We start from the raw sequence: 15,258 nt of genomic DNA on the forward strand, positions 1-15,258 counted from the left end.
CGATGCCTTTTGCAGATTTCAAGAAGATTTACAAAAACGCGGGGTAGACCTGCCGGTCATCCCGTGGTATTATCCGATCACCGGATCGACGCAGCTGATGCGCTTTTCGGATGCCTGCGGTGCCGAGATCCCGCGCTGGATTCGTCTGCGACTGCAGGCTATGGAGATGATGTTGCCAGCATCCGCGCCTTTGGCCTGGATGTGGTGACCCAGATGTGCGAGGACCTGCTCCGCCGTGGTGCCGTCGGCTGCACTTCTACACCATGAACCAAGCGCAGCCACACTGGCGATCTGCGACCGGCTGGGGCTGTAGCCAACAGCGCTGTGGTCTTGCAGCGCGGTGGCCCCGAATGTGCCGAACGCGGAAAGACAGAGGAGTTGCTGTTGCCCTCATCCACACGATCGCGATGCCGAGGCTGGCTGGCCGCTGTCAGCCTGGCCGCGCTCGCCGGTGGCTGCGTGCATGTGCCCAGCGACAGCGACGGCGCTGCGCCCGATGGCACGGCGCCGATGGCGTGACGCAGAGCACAGCGCAAGGCCTGTGCATCCCGAAGCCGCATTCACAGCCCCGAGCGCTCGGCCGCCGAGTCGGCCATCACCTCCACCGCGCCTGAAGAGCTGGCCGCGCTGTCCGTGAGCGCCGTTGGCCTGGCCTGGTGCTGCCGCCGTCGGCGCCGCTCAGCAGCATCGATGGGCTCTCGCGCCTTGGGATGTGCCCGATATTCCTCCCGCCCTCAAGCAAGACCTTACCGCTCGGCCGACCAGCAAGGCATGGCCTCCTGGTATGGCGGCAGTTCCATGGCCGCAAGACGGCCAATGGCGAGCGCTTTGACAAGGAAGGCCTGACGGCAGCCCACAAGACCCTGCTTTTGGCACCCAGGTCTGCGTGCGCAGCATGGTCACCGGCAAGGCCGTGGTGGTGCGCATCAATGACCGGGGCCCTTATGCCGGCGACCGCATCATCGACCTGAGCCAGGCGCGGCCCAGGAGCTGGGCATGCTGGGCCTGGGCATCAAGCGGTGGAGCTGTGGACCCTGGATGACGATGACGACGACTGCCCCTCATTTGTGCTGGCCGGGCGGCGCGGCAGCGGGGCACTGGCCGGTGATGCCGCGCCCCGCAGTCACCAGGCGGCCAAGGCCGCGGCGCACCCTGGCCGCGTGCGGGCCGTGGTAACGCCGCCAAGGCCGGGCCAAGCCTGCCAAGGCCGCACCCGCAGCACGGCGCAAAAAGTAAAACCGCAGCACACAAAAGCAAAAACGCAGGCCCATCTTTGTCGATGGCCTGCGTTTTTCTGTCCGGGTTGACCCGGGCCGGCGTTGTCTTTCCCGCCTGCGCTGCTTACTTGCCGCCGCTCTCCAGCACATAGCCGGCATGCTGTCCTGCTGCAGCAGCTCGGCGATCTGGGGCAGGGCCACCTTGAGCTGGTCCTTCAGGGTGAACGGCGGGTTGATCAGGAACATGCCGCTGGCGGGCAGACCGGGGCGCTTTTCCTTCGCCCTGGCGCATGGCGGTGGTGATCTTGCTGTTCTTGACCGTCAGCTCGGCATTGAGCCAGCTCTTGCCAAATTTGTTGGCCAGGTCTTGAGGCGGCGCGGCAGGTCATGGGCTTCCTGGCGCGGAATGATCGGGTACCAGACCGCATAGGTGCCGGTGGGAAAGCGCTGCATGCTGTCGGCCACCATGTCGAGCACACGGCCGTAGTCGGTCTTCATCTCGTAGCTGGGGTCGCACAACAAAAAGGCGCGGCGCGATGGCGGGGGCAGAAATTTCTTCACGCCCTCAAAGCCGTCTTCCAGCAGCACCTGGACCTGGCGGCCGGCCTTCAGCTGCGCGATATTGCCACTCAGCGAGCGGCAGTCGGTGGGGTGCAGCTCAAACAGCTTGAGCTTGTCGCGGTAGCCCAGCAGGCGCTGCGCGATAAAGGGCGAGCACGGGTAGACCTTGTAGGTGTTGCTGGTGTTGAAGGCTTTGACCATGTCCAACATAGTCCTGCGCATGGGGCACAGGTCCTTGGCACCTTCGAGGCGGCGAATGCCCTCGTCGGCCTCGGCGCTGGTGGTGGCGTAGTCGCCGTCCAGGCGGTACAGACCCGCCCGGCATGGGTGTCCAGTGCAACCAATGCCGCCTCTTTTTGCGTCATGTATTGCAGGGATGGCAATCAGGATGGTTGTGCTTGAGCACATCGGCGTGATTGCCGGCATGGAGGCGTGGCGGTAAACTGAACATTTGGGCGCCAATTGGTAGCGTACAAGCGCTGTGCTACGGCGCCAAAGGGGCATGCAGCAGCTGCTACAAGCCCAAAAACACCGAAAATATGCCTGAACCGAGTCCATTGGTGGGAAGTAAGGAGGCACTTACGTCTTGCCGAAAAACTTTTATAATGGAGAGCTTCGCAGCGATTTTTATGAATCCCGCGGCGAGGGACTTTGTGTGCAGTGCTTACGCGCCGCATGTGAGGGAGTACCGCCTAAGAGGCTTCCTGCGTGACGAGAGTTGCGTCTAGAAGAAGCACCGACCGCGGAAAAGGATTCGCCAAACCCTCTATTGAAAGAGAAAACTCATGTCTACATTCAGCGCAAAACCCGCTGAGGTGCAACACGAGTGGTTTGTGATTGACGCCACCGATAAGGTGCTCGGACGTGTCGCCAGCGAAGTGGCACTCCGTCTGCGCGCAAACACAAAGCCATTTACACACCTCACGTTGACACCGGTGACTACATCGTCATCATCAAGCCTCCAAGATCAAGGTCACTGGTACCAAGAACACGGACAAGGTTGTACTACCGTCATTCGGGCTTCCCAGGCGGCATCACTGCCACCAACTTCCGCGACATGCAAGTGAAGTTCCCTGGCCGTGCTCTCGAAAAGGCTGTCAAGGGCATGCTGCCCAAGGGTCCTATCTGGGCTACGCCATGATCAAGAAGCTGAAGGTCTACGGTGGTGATGAGCATCCTCACACCGCCCAACACCTAAAGTGCTGGAAATCTAAGGAGTCCCGAGATGATTGGTGATTGGAAAATGGCACCGGCCGTCGCAAATCCAGCGTCGCCCGTGTGTTTCTGAAGAAGGGCTCCGGCAAGATTGTTGTGAATGGCAAGGACATTCAACAATACTTCGGCCGCGAAACCTCGATCATGATTGCAAAGCAGCCTCTGGTGCTGACCGGCAATGTCGAAACCTTCGACATCCAGGTCAACGTGCACGGCGGCGGTGAATCCGGCCAAGCCGGTGCCACCCGCCACGGCATCACCCGCGCTCTGATCGATTACGATGCAGCACTGAAGTCGCAACTGAGCCAAGCTGGCTTCGTGACCCGTGACGCACGTGAAGTCGAGCGTAAGAAGGTCGGTCTGCACTCTGCACGCCGCGCAAAGCAGTTCTCCAAGCGTTAATTGCTGGCTACTTGCCAAGAACGCCCCTCGGGGCGGTTTTTTTATGCTGCTCGCTACGGCTGGCTATTCCCACACTGCAATTGGCGTCACCCGCTCGCAGGCTGCGAGAAACATGCGATTGGAGTACCATCCTTTGCAGTACATCAAATAAGACAGGAGTCGTCTCCCATGAGCGAAGTTGCTGAAAACAACCATGACGGAAATGCCCACCCGATTGTCTTTACCGACAGTGCAGCGGCGAAGGTGGCCGATCTGAATTGCCGAAGAAGGCAATCCGGATCTGAAGCTGCGCGTGTTCGTGCAAGGCGGCGGCTGCTCGGGCTTCCAGTATGGCTTTACCTTGACGAGATTGCCAACGACGACGACACGACCATGACCAAGAATGGCGTGTCGCTGCTGATCGATGCGATGAGCTACCAGTACCTGCTGGGCGCCGAGATCGATTACAAGGAAGACCTGCAGGCGCGCAGTTCGTGATCAAGAACCCGAAACGCCACGACCACCTGCGGTTGCGGATCGAGCTTCTCGGTAAAAGCCGCGCAGTCTGTGATGGAAGGCATTGCTCCTGTGCTTGCCTTCTGGTCCACCACCTTGCCACAAGCCTCTGTTGACCAGCGGCCTTTTGTTTTGTCCATGTCCGCTGAACTGACCCCCCGCCCCGTTGCGCCCCACAAGGAGCGCCTGCTCTGGCTGGTGGCGATTGCCTTTTTTCTGCAGTCGCTCGACGCCACGATCCTGAACATTGCGCTGCCGGCCATGGGCCCATTCGCTGGGCCAAAGCCCGCTGAAGATGCAGTCGGTGAACGTCGCCTACTCGCTGACCACGGCGATGCTGATTCCTGCATCGGGCTGGATCGCCGACCGCTTTGGCACGCGCCGCGTCTTCATGTGGGCGATTGCGCTGTTTGTAACTGGGCTCGGTGCTGTGCGCGCTCTCGCCCAGCCTGGGCTTTTTGATTGCCGCGCGCGTGGTGCAAGGCGTGGGGTGGGGCGATGATGCTGCCCGTGGGGCGCCTGGCGGTGCTGCGCAGCCACCCCAAGGGCGATTTCACCGCCGCGATGAGCTTTATCGCCATTCCGGCCAGATCGGCCCCTTGCTGGGCCCGACCCTGGGTGGCTGGCTGGTTGGAGGTGGCGACCTGGAACTGGATCTTCTGGATCAATGTGCCCGTGGGCCTCTTTGCGTCTGGGCCGCGCGCCGCTGGATGCCCGAGACCACCTGGTCGGTGCCGCGCAAGTTCGATGGCCTGGGCTATGCGCTGCTGTCGTTTGGCATGGTCGCCATTCGGTGGCCCTGGATGGCATGTACCGGCATGGGCCTGGGCATGGCGATGGTGGTGGTGCTGATGGTCTTTGGCCTGGCCAGCCTGGCGAGCTACTGGATGCATGCGCTGCGCGTGCCAGAGCCGCTGTTTCCGCCTGATGCTGTTCGCGTGCGCTCGCTGCGCGTGGGCCTGCTGGGCAATCTGTTTGCCCGCTTTGGCACGGGGGCTGCGCCGTTTCTGATTCCACTGCTGCTGCAGGTGGGCCTGGGCATGGCACCGATGAACGCCGGCATGATGATGCTGGCCACCGTCATGGGCAGCATGCTGGTCATAGCGCTTTGCGGTGCAGACGGTGCAGCACTTTGGCTACCGCCGCGTGCTGCAGGTCAACTCGGTGATGGTCCGCCTTCATGCTGGCGAGCTTTGCATTGACCAGCGCCCAGCAGCCGCCCTGGTTGCTGCTGCTGCAGCTGTTTGTATTTGGCGGCTTCAACTCCATGCAGTTCTCGGCGATGAACTCGTCACCTTGAAGGACCTGGACGGCGAATTTGCCAGCAGTTGGCAACAGCCTTCTTGTCGATGGTGCAGATGCTGGCCATGGGCATTGGTGTGGCGCTGGCTGGCGCGCTGCTGTCGGGCTATGCCGATCGCTGGATCACCGACCCGGACAAGTCGCTGCGCGCCATCCACGCCACCTTTTTGACCGTGGCTTTGATGACCTTGGCCGCTACCTTGGTGTTCTGCCAGCTCGACAAGGATGAGCCGGTCAAGCCGGCGCCCGATGGCGGGGATGCTTGAGCGTCAATCCTTAGCCGCTCAACGCGGGTAGATTGCGCCAGCACCCGGGGCCCGCGTGCACCGGTCACCGCCGGCAGATTGCCCGGCAGCGCTGCCAGCATTGGCGGGCCAAGCCAGGCAAAGGCGCTGGCCTCGACCTGCTGCGGGGGCAGGCCATGTGCGGCCGAACTGTCCACCGCGATTGCCGGGCAGCAGATCGGCCAGGCGTTGCAGCAGGTGCTGGTTCAGCGCGCCGCCGCCGCAGACGATCAAGGTCTGGCCCTCGGCTGCGCCATGGCGCTGCATGTCCTGCGCAATCGCCAGCGCGGTGAAGGCGGTCAGGCTGGCCTGCACATCGGCAGGGGCCGCACCGGGCGCATGGCGCTCGAGCAACGGGGCCAGCCAGGGCGGGGTTGAACAGGTCGCGCCCGGTGCTCTTGGGCGGTGGCAGCTGGAAAAAAGGCTCTTCCATGAAGGCTGCCAGCAAATCTGGAATCACTGGCCGCTGGCCGCCCAGTGGCCGCCGTCGTCATAGGTGTTGCCGGTGTTCAGCTGGCACCAGTGGTCCATCAGCGCATTGCCCGGGCCGCAGTCCCAGCCGCGGATGTCATCGCCGTCGAGGCGGCTGATGTTGGAGATGCCGCCGATATTGAGCACCCAGCGCAGACTGCCTCCCGCTTCGCCACGCCAAACACACTGTGGTGAAAGGCGGGCACCAGCGGTGCGCCCTGGCCGCCAGCGGCCACATCGCGGCTGCGGAAATCGGCCACCACGGCAATGCCGCTCAGCTCGGCCAGCAGCGCAGGGTTGTTGAGCTGCAAGGTATAGCCAGTGCCATCCCAGAGGCCGGGCTGGTGGCGCACGGTCTGGCCGTGGGCGCCAATGGCCGTGATGTCGCTCGGCTGCAAGCCACTGCTGCGCCAGCAGCCGATCGACCACCTGCGCATAGCTGCGTGCCAGCGCGTTGCCCGCGAGTGCTGCGCGGTGCAGCTCCCTGCTCGCCAGCGCTGTTGAGCGCCAGCAGCTCGGCCCGCAGCTCGGGGGCAAAGCCGGTGCTGGCGTACTGCAGTACCTCCATGCGGCCGTCCTGCCATGGGCAATCACCCATCCACCCGTCCAGCGAGGTGCCGGAATTCAGGCCCATAAAGCGTTCAGTCATTGTCTTCATAGGTTGCAAAAGCAAAGGCCCCAACAATACCAAGATTGTGAGGGCCTGGGGCGGTGGCAGCAGTTGTTACGTGCTGCTTACCGGCGGACGGGCGTAGCAGCTTACTGGTTGGCGCTGGTCTCGAGCATCAGCATCTGGTCGTTCAGCGCCAGGCGCATGCTGTTGGCCAGGTTGTCAAACTTGGCGCGGGCCTGGCGGCTGATCGGTTTGCTGGTTTCGCTCTCGGCGACCATGGCCAGCGGGTCACGCTGCTCCCCAGCGACGCGGAACTCAAAATGCAGGTGCGGTCCGGTGGCCCAGCCGGTCTGGCCGACGGCACCGATCTCGTCGCCCTTACCCACGCGCGCGCCTTGCTTGACGGCGATGCGGCTCAAATGGGCGTAGACGGTTTCGTGCTTGTTTGCCGTGGTCGATTGTAGATCACATTGCCGTAGCCGTTTTGCACGCCGGCAAAGGTGACCAGGCCATCGCCACTGTGCGCACGGGCGTGCCTTGCGGGGCCGCCAGGTCGGTGCCCTTGTGGGCCGACCAGGTCTTGTGGATGGGGTGCTCGCGCATGGCAAAGGCGCTGGAGACGCGGGTGTACTTGACGGCGAGATGATGTAGCTGCGCTCACCGCTTTCACCGGCGAAGTTGTAATAGGCGCCCTTGTCCTTGGGCGAGTCCTGGAACCACAGCGCCTCATGGGTCTTGCCATTGTTGCGGAACTCGGCGCTCAGCAGGCGCCCGGTGCCCAGCACCTCGCCATCGGCTTCCAGCGTTTCGTAGACCAGCGAGAAGCGGTCACCGGCGCGCAGCGCACGGCGAAAATCGATCTTGTCGGCAAAACACCTCGACCATCTGGTTCGAGACGTTGTCGGGCAGGCTGGCCGCATCGGTGGCCGCGTACAGCGAGCTGCGGATGATGCCGCCCGACAGGCGCGTGCCATGGGTCAGCGGCAGGAATTCGGTTCAGGGTGTCGAACTTGCATCGGCCTTGCGGATGCTAAAGCGCTGGAACACATCGCTGCTGTCACCGGCCCAGCGCCCGTGAGGGTGGTCAGCTCATGGCTTTGGGTGGTCTCGGCGGTGATCTGGCGGCCAGCTTTGCCGATGATGGCGCTGCGCGCCGTGGCATTGCTGCGGATGAAGGCCGCTGCAGCCGGGTCCGCCACGCCAGGCGGCGCAGCAGGGATTCGGGCGTGTCGTTGCTGCGCACCTCGTCGGTGCGGTACAAAGAAAAAACCTGGTCCGTCGACCAGGTCTGCGATCGAAATGTCCGAAGCCAGCGACTCGACGGGGTATTCCACGGTCTGCACAGGCATGTCGGACGGATTGGGGCCCAGCTCAGCCACGGCAAAAGCGGCGCCGCCACCGGTCATCAACATGACGGCGAGGGCAGCAGCGAGACGCTTGGGGTGTGCTTGGGCGGTATTGACCAGCTGGCGAATGACGAGGCTGCCAGCGGTGATGAATCCGTTGTTCAATGTTCCATCCGGTTATGGATGGCCGTCTTGCCGGCTGCGTAGTCGGAGCCAAAACAAACCGCGTCTGCAGGCGCGGTAGGGTGTTTTTTTAACAAGATGGCACAAAAAAAATTCATGAACAGCGTTCGCGGGTCTGGATGAAGTCCCTTGGGACATCGTCTGACAGACGCGGCTAGAATAAAACGCTGCAACGCAAGGGACGCAGTATAACGCCTCGGCTTTGCTGGCAACCTGAGAAACCCCATATGAATCAATCGACTGTTACAACATTACCCTGTTACCGACCGTGTGCAAGAGGCTTTGCAGGTAAGTCTGCGTGGGGTGGATGAGCTGCTGCCAAGGAGGAATGGGTCAAAAAACTGGCCAAATCCGAGGCGACGGGCGTGCCCCTGCGCATCAAGCTGGGCCTGGATCCCACGGCCCCGGACATCCACATTGGCCACACCGTGTGGTGCTCAACAAGATGCGCCTGTTGCAGGACCTGGGCCATACCGTGATCTTCCTGATCGGCGATTTCACCACCCTGATTGGCGACCCCTCGGGCCGCAACAGCAAACGGCCGCCGCTGACGGGCTGCGCAGATCCAGGTGAACGCCGAGACCTACCGCGAGCAGGCCTACAAGGTGCTCGACCCGAGCAAGACCGAGCTGCGCTACAACAGCGAGTGGTGCGACAAGCTGGGCGCGCGCGGCATGATCGAGCTGTCGGCCAAGTACACCGTGGCGCGCATGATGGAGCGCAACGACTTCCACACCCGTTTCAACGAAGGCAGCTCCATCAGCCTGCACGAGTCCTCTACCCGCTGCTGCAGGGCTATGACTCGGTGGCGCTCAGAGCGACCTGGAGCTGGGCGGCACCGACCAGAAGTTCAACCTGATGATGGGCCGCCACCTGCAGGCCGAATATGGCCAGGAATCGCAGTGCGTGCTCACCATGCCGCTTTTGGTGGGCCTGGACGGCGTGCACAAGATGTCCAAGTCCAAGAACAACTACATCGGCATCACCGAAGACGCCAACACCATGTTTGCCAAGGTGCTGTCGATCTCGGACGACCTGATGTGGGACTGGTTTCACGTTGCTGTCCTTCATGGGCCTGCCCGAAATCGCCGCGCTCAAGTTGGAGATCGAAGGCGGCCGCAACCCCAAGGACGCCAAGGTGCTGCTGGCCAGGAAATCACTGCGCGCTTCCACAGCGCGGCTGCAGCCGATGCGGCCGAGCAGGATTTCATCAACCGCAGCAAGGGCGGAATTCCGGACGACATCCCCGAAGTGGCGCTCAGCGGCGCGCCGCTGGGCATTGGCGCGCTGCTCAAGCAGGCCAACCTGGCTCCATCGACCAGCGAAGCCAACCGCCTGATCGACGGCGGCGGTGTGCGTGTGGATGGCGTGGTGATCGAAGACAAGGGCCTGAAGCTGCCTGCCGGCACCTTTGTCGTGCAAGTGGGCAAGCGCAAGTTTGCCCGCGTGACCTTGGCCTAAAGCTACCGCCGTTCCCGCCTAAAGCTGGCTTTACCGGGCTGGTCTGGCCAAGCTGGCTGATCGATCAAAGAGCCGCTCCCCTTCGTTGGGGAGCGGCTCTTTTTTCTGAACGCCTCTTTTTGACAGCTGCTGCCACGCGCCAGCCCGCAAGGAAGACCTGGACCCTGGGAGGCTGACGACCAGCACCAGCCGCTGAGCAGCCGGGTGTACGGGTGCGCGGGCCGCGCGCTGGATCGCTTTGAACCAGGCGGGCCTGCAGCCTTACTGCAGCTCAATCTTGGCCTGGGTCGCAATGCGCTTCCACAGCGCAATCTCATCGGCCTGGAACTGGCGCATCTGCGCCGGGCCGCCGATCATCGCCGTGGCGCCCAGGTTGGCATAGAACTGCTGGGTTTCGGGCTCGGTCGCAATCTGCATGAACCAGCCCGCCAGCTTGGCGCTGGTGTCCGCCGGCGTCTTGCTGTTGACCTCGCGCCCACCCAGGTGTAGGCCTCGATGCCGGCAGGCCCGCTTCGCGGGCGGTGGGCACGTTGGGCAGGGCGGCCACGCGGCTGTCGGAGGCGACGGCCAGGCCCGTCAGCCGCCCGGCCTTGATCAGATCTGCACCGAGGTGGCCTCGGCAAAGGCGTAGTCCACCGTGTGGCCGGCCACGGCGGTGGCCACTTCGCCCGCGCCCTTGAAGGGCACATGCACGGTCTGCACCTTGGCCACATCGTTGAACAGCTCACCCATCAGCTGGTACCGGCCGAGCCCGCGCCAAAGTTGATCTTGCCCGGGCTGGCCTGGGCCTTGGCCACCAAATCCTTGAGCTGCTTGGTATCGGCATCCCCGCGCCACGACAATGGCCGGCGCGCGCATCATCATCGTCAGCGGCGCAAAGTCCTTTTGCGGGTCATAGGGCAGCTCCTTGAACAGCGCCGTGTTCACCGCCAAGGTGAGTTGCTGCCAATAAAGACGGTGTAGCCATCGGCCGGAGCAGACAAGGCCTGCTTGACCGCAATAAAGCACATTGCGCCGGGCCGGTTCTCCACCACCACACCGGCTGCCGCTGAGCTGCTGCAGCTTTTTGGCGTAGTAGCGCGCCGACGTATCGGTGCCGCTGCCCGGCCCAAAGGGCACGATGAATTTGATGGGCTTGCTGGGAAAGTCCTGGGCCTGCAGCGCCGGGCTGGCGGCGCCCGCGAGCAGCGCCGCACACAGCGCCAGCGCCTGCCGGCGGCCAAAGCGAGGGTTGAACATGGCTGTCTCCTTGTGTCGTTATCGATGGCGGCTGCGGGTGTGGAGCGCGCAGGCCGCCGCTTTGACTGTAGGGAGGGGGCTCAGGCTTGTCTAATAGTGAATTGGCCGGGGCTGAGAGGACAGGCGTATCAGCGTGCGTGTGATTCAAGCGGCAATCAGCTGCCGGTGGTATCCCCGATGGCGGTGCGGGTAGCGGCGGCCTGCAGCTGCAGCCAGGCGCAAAAGGCCGTCACCTCGGGGCGTTGCTGGCTGCGCGGGCCAATGATCAGCCAGTAGGGCCAGTGGTGAATCATGCGGTATTCGGGCAGCACCTCGACCAGGTCGCCATTGGCCAGTGCATCAGCCCAGCGGCATGCGTGCCAGCGCCAGGCCCTGGCCGGTCAGGCGCGCCTGCGCGATCTGGTGCGCGTAGTTCAGATACAGCCAGCGTTTTGGGTTGCAGATTGCACGCAGCCATGCAGCTCAGCCAGCGCTCCAGGTCAGCCAGTCAAGGTGTGCAGGCGGTGGGGGTCGCCTGCCTCGATCAAGGTGTGGCGGGCCACATCGGCGGCTGGTGGATGCGCGGGTGGCTTTGCAGCAACCAGGGGCTGGCAACGACGGCCAGTCTGCACCACACAAACGCTGGGCGCCGTTGCTGGCATGCTGGGGCTGGCTGTAGCGCAGCGCCAGGTCCACATCCGAGGTTTCGAGGTCAAGCACGTTGTCGGTGGCATCGATGCGGATGTCGATCTCGGGGTTGTCGCGCTGGAAGGCCTCCATGCGCGGGATCAGCCACATCGAGGCAAAGCTGGCCCAGGTGGTGATGGACCACACTCTTGCGGCCGCTGGTCTGGCGGATCAGGCGCACGGCAGAGTCGATGCGCTCGATGGCCGGCGACACGGCGCGCTGCAGCTGGGCGCCGGCGCTGGTTAGTCCACCGCGCGGGTATGGCGCAAAAACAGCGCAATGCCGACCTCGTCTTCCAGCGCCTGGATCTGGCGGCTGACGGCCGACTGGGTCAATGCCAACTCCTCGGCGGCGGCGCGAAAGTTCAGGTAGCGAGCTACCGCCAGAAAAGCACGCAGATGGCCCACGGCGATGGGCGCGGGTGCGGAGCAGGGAAGGCGGCAGGGCAGGGTCTGGAGGTGGAGGCACTGTAGCAAGAAGTACACACTGCGCCAGGGTGTATCCCCGAGGCAGGCCAACCATCATGCTCCTGCTTCGATAGCTGCCGCTGGCTTGGTGTGGCCTTGGAGCTGCGGAAAGCCAAAAACCTAGGGTAACCATTAATGCTGTGGCTGCATCGATCGGCCCTCTTTTATTCATTGGACGCAGGCGCCGCCAAGGCGCAAGATACGCATATCGGGTAAACCCTAGGATCGCAACGACACCAGGGCCCTGCAAAGAAAATCACATGGCAATGTCTGCATCTCATGTTCTGTCTGCTGGCTCCATCGCTGCGCGCACTGCGCGTGCCAGCCGCGCTGCCTCGGCCGCTGCCGAGATGCGCATTCTGCCACCGGCAAGGCCGTCAGCTTTGTGCCCCAGCGCGACGTCGTGCTGCGCATCTCCGAAGGCACCGCCTGGGTCACCCTGGGTCTGGGGCTGAGCAATGAAGCCAGCCTGCAAGCCGGTGACCTGGTGCTGCACGACGGTCACACGGTCGTGCTCAAAGCCGGCCAATCGGTCGTTATCGAGAGCAAGCGCCAGGACGCGCTGGTCTACACTTCCCAAGAACCAGGGCGGCCAGCCAACTGGATGGCAGCCCGCACGCTGGTTCACGCGCTTCAATGGGGTAAGACCGACGGCAGCATGCTCTACAACTTATAGAGTGACTGACACAGCCCTTGATACGTCGTTGTCCAGCCTTGTCGTACGTTTGTACTGCCTGCGGCTGAACGCCTCGTCTCAACTGCAAACCTTCGGTTTGCTGGGCTGTCTAAGTCCCTCATTCGAACACTTGCCACACAACAGTCTGCCTTGCGCAGGTGTTTTTTTTTGCCCAAAGACAGTGGCTGCTGCGGAAGCTGAAAGCTGTAGAGCGCGCGATAATCACAGGGTTTTGTCTATTAGAGGCGGTGCCCGGCGCCGCCTCGCTGATTCACCATGACCGCACCACTCGACATCATCATCATGGCCGCTGGCAAGGGCACGCGCATGAAAAGCGCCACCCCAAGGTGTTGCAGAAGCTGGCCGGGCGCGCGCTGCTGCAGCATGTGCTCGATACCGCTGCCCAGCTGCAGGCCCGCTCGGCGGTGGTGATCACCGGCCATGGTGCTGACCAGGTGGAGGCGGCCATCGGCCAGAGCAGCGCCGGCATCAGCCAGCTGGCCTTTGCGCGCCTGGAGCCGCAACTGGGCACGGGCCACGCGGTGCAGCAGGCGGTGCCGTTGCTGGCCGATGAGGGCATGGCGATTTGTGCTGTCCGGCGATGTGCCGCTGACGCAGGCGGACACCTTGCAAGGCCTGCTCAATGCCGCGGGCAGCGACCGCATGGCCCTGCTCACCGTCAACATGCCCGACCCCACAGGCTATGGCCGCATTTGTGCGCAATGCCGAGGGCACGGTGCAGCGCATCGTCGAGCAAAAGGATGCGAATGCGGACGAGCGTGCGATCACAGAGGTTTACAGCGGCATCATGGCGTTGCCGCTGCGCTGGCTCAAGCCCTGGCTGGCCCAGCTGAACAACCACAACGCCCAGGGCGAGTACTACCTGACCGACGTTGTGGCGATGGCCGTTGCCGACGGCGTGGCGGTGGAAGGCCATTGCATTGCCGATGTGCTGCAGGTGGCCGGCATCAACAGCCCCCAGCAGCTGGCCGAGCTGGAGCGTGCCCACCAGATGCGCCAGGCCCAGGCGCTGATGGCCCAGGGTGTGCGCTTGGCCGACCCGGCCCGTTTTGACCTGCGCGACGATGGCGCGCGGCGGCAAGGCGCAGCTCATCTGCGGCCAGGATGTCGAGATCGATGTGGGCTGCATCTTTGGCGGCCAGGTGCGCATGCGATGGCGCGCGCATTGGCGCCTACTGCCATATCAGCAATGCCGAGATCGCGGCCGATGCGGTGATCCACCCGTTTACGCATATCGACGGCGAGGCTAGGGCGCCCAGGTGGGCGAGGGCGCGCTGGTCGGGCCCTTTGCCCGCCTGCGCCCGGGTGCCCAACTGGCAAGCAGGTGCACATCGGCAATTTTGTCGAGGTCAAGAACTCGCGGCTGGCAGATGGTGCCAAGGCAACCACCTGGCCTACCTGGGTGATGCCGAGGTGGGCGAGCGGGTCAACTACGGCGCGGGCAGCATCACCGCCAACTATGACGGCGCCAACAAGCACCGCACCGTGATCGAGGCCGATGTGCATGTGGGCAGCAACTGTGTGCTGGTGGCCCCGGTCACTATTGGCGCCGGTGGCACCGTGGGCGGCGGATCCACCATTACCAAGAGCACGCCGCCGGGCGCCTTGAGCGTGGCGCGCGGCAAGCAGGTCAGCATTGCCAATTGGGCGCGGCCACAGAAGAAGTCTTGAGCCCCAGTGCGCCTGAGCATTGTCCGCACAGGCGTCTGGCGTGGACCCGGGATCCACTATGCCCGGGCGCTATGGGATGAGGGCTGCGGTCAAGCGCCTGCGGCTGCTCCAGGGCCGGGCAAGCTGGCCAGCTCGGCCAGGTGCGCCGCCGAGTCGGTTCCAGCTCGGCATAGCTGCCGTACATGCGCGGGGCGCCCCGGGCCTGTTCCAATGCCGCTTCGGCCTGCACAATCCAGTCGTCCACCGAACTGGTGGTACTTGGCCAGGCTGGCAATGCCGATGCTGACGCTGATCTGCACATCGGGCCAGTCGCGCAGACGGCGGTTGAGCGCCTGGCTTGTGGATGCGGTCGGCAATCTGGTTGGCGATGTCCAGGTTCACACCCGACAGCAGAACGGCAAACGAGTCGCCGCCAAAGCGGCAGGTGGCATCGCCCGGGCGCACGCAGGTGCGCAAGGTGTTGGCCACGGCAATTATGACCTCGTCGCCAGCGGTCTCGCCATGGCGGCTGTTGAGCTCGCGGAAGTTATCTACATCCACGACGATCAGGAACGCCGGAATGTCTTTTTGCTTGGCATAGGCGAACAAAGGGTCGCCAGATCCTGCCAGTACATGCGGCCAAAAAAGCCGGTCATCGCATCGACGCGGCGCATCACCATCAGCATCTGTTCTTTGTGGGCCAGGCTGCGCAGCAAGTGGCCGGTGGCAATGCCTTGCATGGCCAAATACAGGGCGACGCCAGCAGGCTGCCGACAATGGTGTAGGTGCTGGTGTGGTGCTGGACCTCGAACGAGGTGAGCAGACCGGTGACGGCCAGCCTGCAATGGCGCCGACCACGGCCAGCATGGCATGGCGAACGCTTTGCATGGCGTAGGTGCAGTGCACCAGCACCATCAGCATGATGGCACTGGTCAGCAGGTGGAAATGCACCAGCGCCACCCAGACGCCAATGACCATGCCGTCGACA

At 63.5% G+C, this 15,258-nt stretch carries 8 protein-coding genes and 11 pseudogenes; 11 read left to right on the forward strand and 8 right to left on the reverse strand.

Going from position 1 to position 15,258, the window contains the following annotated elements; all coding sequences use genetic code 11:
• From ACFODQ_RS02565 to ACFODQ_RS02575, 3 genes and pseudogenes are all read left to right on the forward strand, one after another.
• A pseudogene (locus tag ACFODQ_RS02565) lies at positions 1–313 on the forward strand (methylenetetrahydrofolate reductase); the annotation flags it as partial.
• A gap of 71 nt (positions 314–384) precedes the next feature.
• Positions 385–519 carry a hypothetical protein gene (locus ACFODQ_RS02570; protein ID WP_377014886.1) on the forward strand — a complete coding sequence of 45 codons (135 nt, stop codon included), beginning with the start codon at positions 385–387 and terminating at the stop codon, positions 517–519.
• A 231-nt stretch (positions 520–750) separates the two neighbouring features.
• Positions 751–1,062: pseudogene (locus ACFODQ_RS02575) on the forward strand (septal ring lytic transglycosylase RlpA family protein); the annotation flags it as partial.
• 279 nt (positions 1,063–1,341) lie between these two features.
• On the opposite strand, the pseudogene ACFODQ_RS02580 reads toward ACFODQ_RS02575, so the two are convergent.
• Positions 1,342–2,229: pseudogene (locus ACFODQ_RS02580) on the reverse strand (23S rRNA (adenine(2030)-N(6))-methyltransferase RlmJ).
• 334 nt (positions 2,230–2,563) lie between these two features.
• Between ACFODQ_RS02580 and rplM the strand changes: the two are divergent.
• The 4 pseudogenes from rplM to mdtD all read left to right on the forward strand — a co-directional run bounded on the left by rplM (position 2,564) and on the right by mdtD (position 5,458).
• A pseudogene (gene rplM, locus ACFODQ_RS02585) lies at positions 2,564–2,919 on the forward strand (50S ribosomal protein L13).
• Between the two features lie 84 nt (positions 2,920–3,003).
• Positions 3,004–3,395, forward strand: a pseudogene (rpsI, locus tag ACFODQ_RS02590) (30S ribosomal protein S9).
• A gap of 168 nt (positions 3,396–3,563) precedes the next feature.
• Positions 3,564–3,929: pseudogene (gene erpA, locus ACFODQ_RS02595) on the forward strand (iron-sulfur cluster insertion protein ErpA); the annotation flags it as partial.
• Positions 3,930–4,028: 99 nt separating this feature from the next.
• Positions 4,029–5,458: pseudogene (gene mdtD, locus ACFODQ_RS02600) on the forward strand (multidrug transporter subunit MdtD).
• An 18-nt stretch (positions 5,459–5,476) separates the two neighbouring features.
• Here mdtD and ACFODQ_RS02605 read toward each other — a convergent pair.
• From ACFODQ_RS02605 to ACFODQ_RS02615, 3 genes and pseudogenes are all read right to left on the reverse strand, one after another.
• Positions 5,477–6,596, reverse strand: a pseudogene (locus ACFODQ_RS02605) (anhydro-N-acetylmuramic acid kinase).
• A 110-nt stretch (positions 6,597–6,706) separates the two neighbouring features.
• Positions 6,707–7,534, reverse strand: a complete 828-nt coding sequence (locus ACFODQ_RS02610; RefSeq protein WP_377014888.1) for a M23 family metallopeptidase — start codon at positions 7,532–7,534, stop codon at positions 6,707–6,709.
• A gap of 3 nt (positions 7,535–7,537) precedes the next feature.
• Positions 7,538–8,071, reverse strand: a complete 534-nt coding sequence (locus tag ACFODQ_RS02615; protein ID WP_377014890.1) for a hypothetical protein — start codon at positions 8,069–8,071, stop codon at positions 7,538–7,540.
• 623 nt (positions 8,072–8,694) lie between these two features.
• On the opposite strand from ACFODQ_RS02615, the pseudogene ACFODQ_RS02620 reads away from it, so the two are divergent.
• Both ACFODQ_RS02620 and ACFODQ_RS02625 read left to right on the forward strand, forming a co-directional pair.
• A pseudogene (locus ACFODQ_RS02620) lies at positions 8,695–8,802 on the forward strand (hypothetical protein); the annotation flags it as partial.
• A 145-nt stretch (positions 8,803–8,947) separates the two neighbouring features.
• Entirely contained in the window at positions 8,948–9,550 is a 603-nt protein-coding gene (locus ACFODQ_RS02625; protein WP_377014892.1) for a S4 domain-containing protein, read from the forward strand.
• Positions 9,551–9,811: 261 nt separating this feature from the next.
• Here ACFODQ_RS02625 and ACFODQ_RS02630 read toward each other — a convergent pair whose 3' ends face one another.
• The 3 genes and pseudogenes from ACFODQ_RS02630 to ACFODQ_RS02640 form a co-directional block, all read right to left on the reverse strand.
• On the reverse strand, positions 9,812–9,967 hold the full coding sequence (locus ACFODQ_RS02630; protein WP_377014894.1) for a hypothetical protein: 156 nt from the start codon (positions 9,965–9,967) through the stop codon (positions 9,812–9,814).
• Between the two features lie 177 nt (positions 9,968–10,144).
• Positions 10,145–10,789: a Bug family tripartite tricarboxylate transporter substrate binding protein gene (locus ACFODQ_RS02635; protein ID WP_377014896.1), complete on the reverse strand. Its 645-nt coding sequence runs from the start codon at positions 10,787–10,789 to the stop codon at positions 10,145–10,147.
• 155 nt (positions 10,790–10,944) lie between these two features.
• Positions 10,945–11,900, reverse strand: a pseudogene (locus tag ACFODQ_RS02640) (LysR substrate-binding domain-containing protein).
• Between the two features lie 297 nt (positions 11,901–12,197).
• Here ACFODQ_RS02640 and ACFODQ_RS02645 point away from each other — a divergent pair.
• Positions 12,198–12,599, forward strand: coding sequence for a DUF2917 domain-containing protein (locus tag ACFODQ_RS02645; RefSeq protein ID WP_377014900.1), 402 nt, complete (start codon positions 12,198–12,200; stop codon positions 12,597–12,599).
• Between the two features lie 276 nt (positions 12,600–12,875).
• A pseudogene (gene glmU / locus ACFODQ_RS02650) lies at positions 12,876–14,291 on the forward strand (bifunctional UDP-N-acetylglucosamine diphosphorylase/glucosamine-1-phosphate N-acetyltransferase GlmU).
• 69 nt (positions 14,292–14,360) lie between these two features.
• Here glmU and ACFODQ_RS02655 read toward each other — a convergent pair.
• On the reverse strand, positions 14,361–15,258 hold an 898-nt coding region (locus tag ACFODQ_RS02655; protein WP_377014898.1), incomplete at its 5' end, for a GGDEF domain-containing protein.

The sequence above is a fragment of the Comamonas sp. JC664 genome (assembly GCF_042647185.1).

What these genes read in the sequence shown, in the direction of transcription:
- ACFODQ_RS02610 (WP_377014888.1), bottom strand. Translation starts at nt 7,534, where the DNA reads ATGGCACGCGCCTGTCGGGCGGCATCATCCGCAGCTCGCTGTACGCGG.
- ACFODQ_RS02625 (WP_377014892.1), top strand. Translation starts at nt 8,948, where the DNA reads ATGATGGGCCGCCACCTGCAGGCCGAATATGGCCAGGAATCGCAGTGC.
- ACFODQ_RS02630 (WP_377014894.1), bottom strand. Translation starts at nt 9,967, where the DNA reads ATGCAGATTGCGACCGAGCCCGAAACCCAGCAGTTCTATGCCAACCTG.
- ACFODQ_RS02635 (WP_377014896.1), bottom strand. Translation starts at nt 10,789, where the DNA reads ATGTTCAACCCTCGCTTTGGCCGCCGGCAGGCGCTGGCGCTGTGTGCG.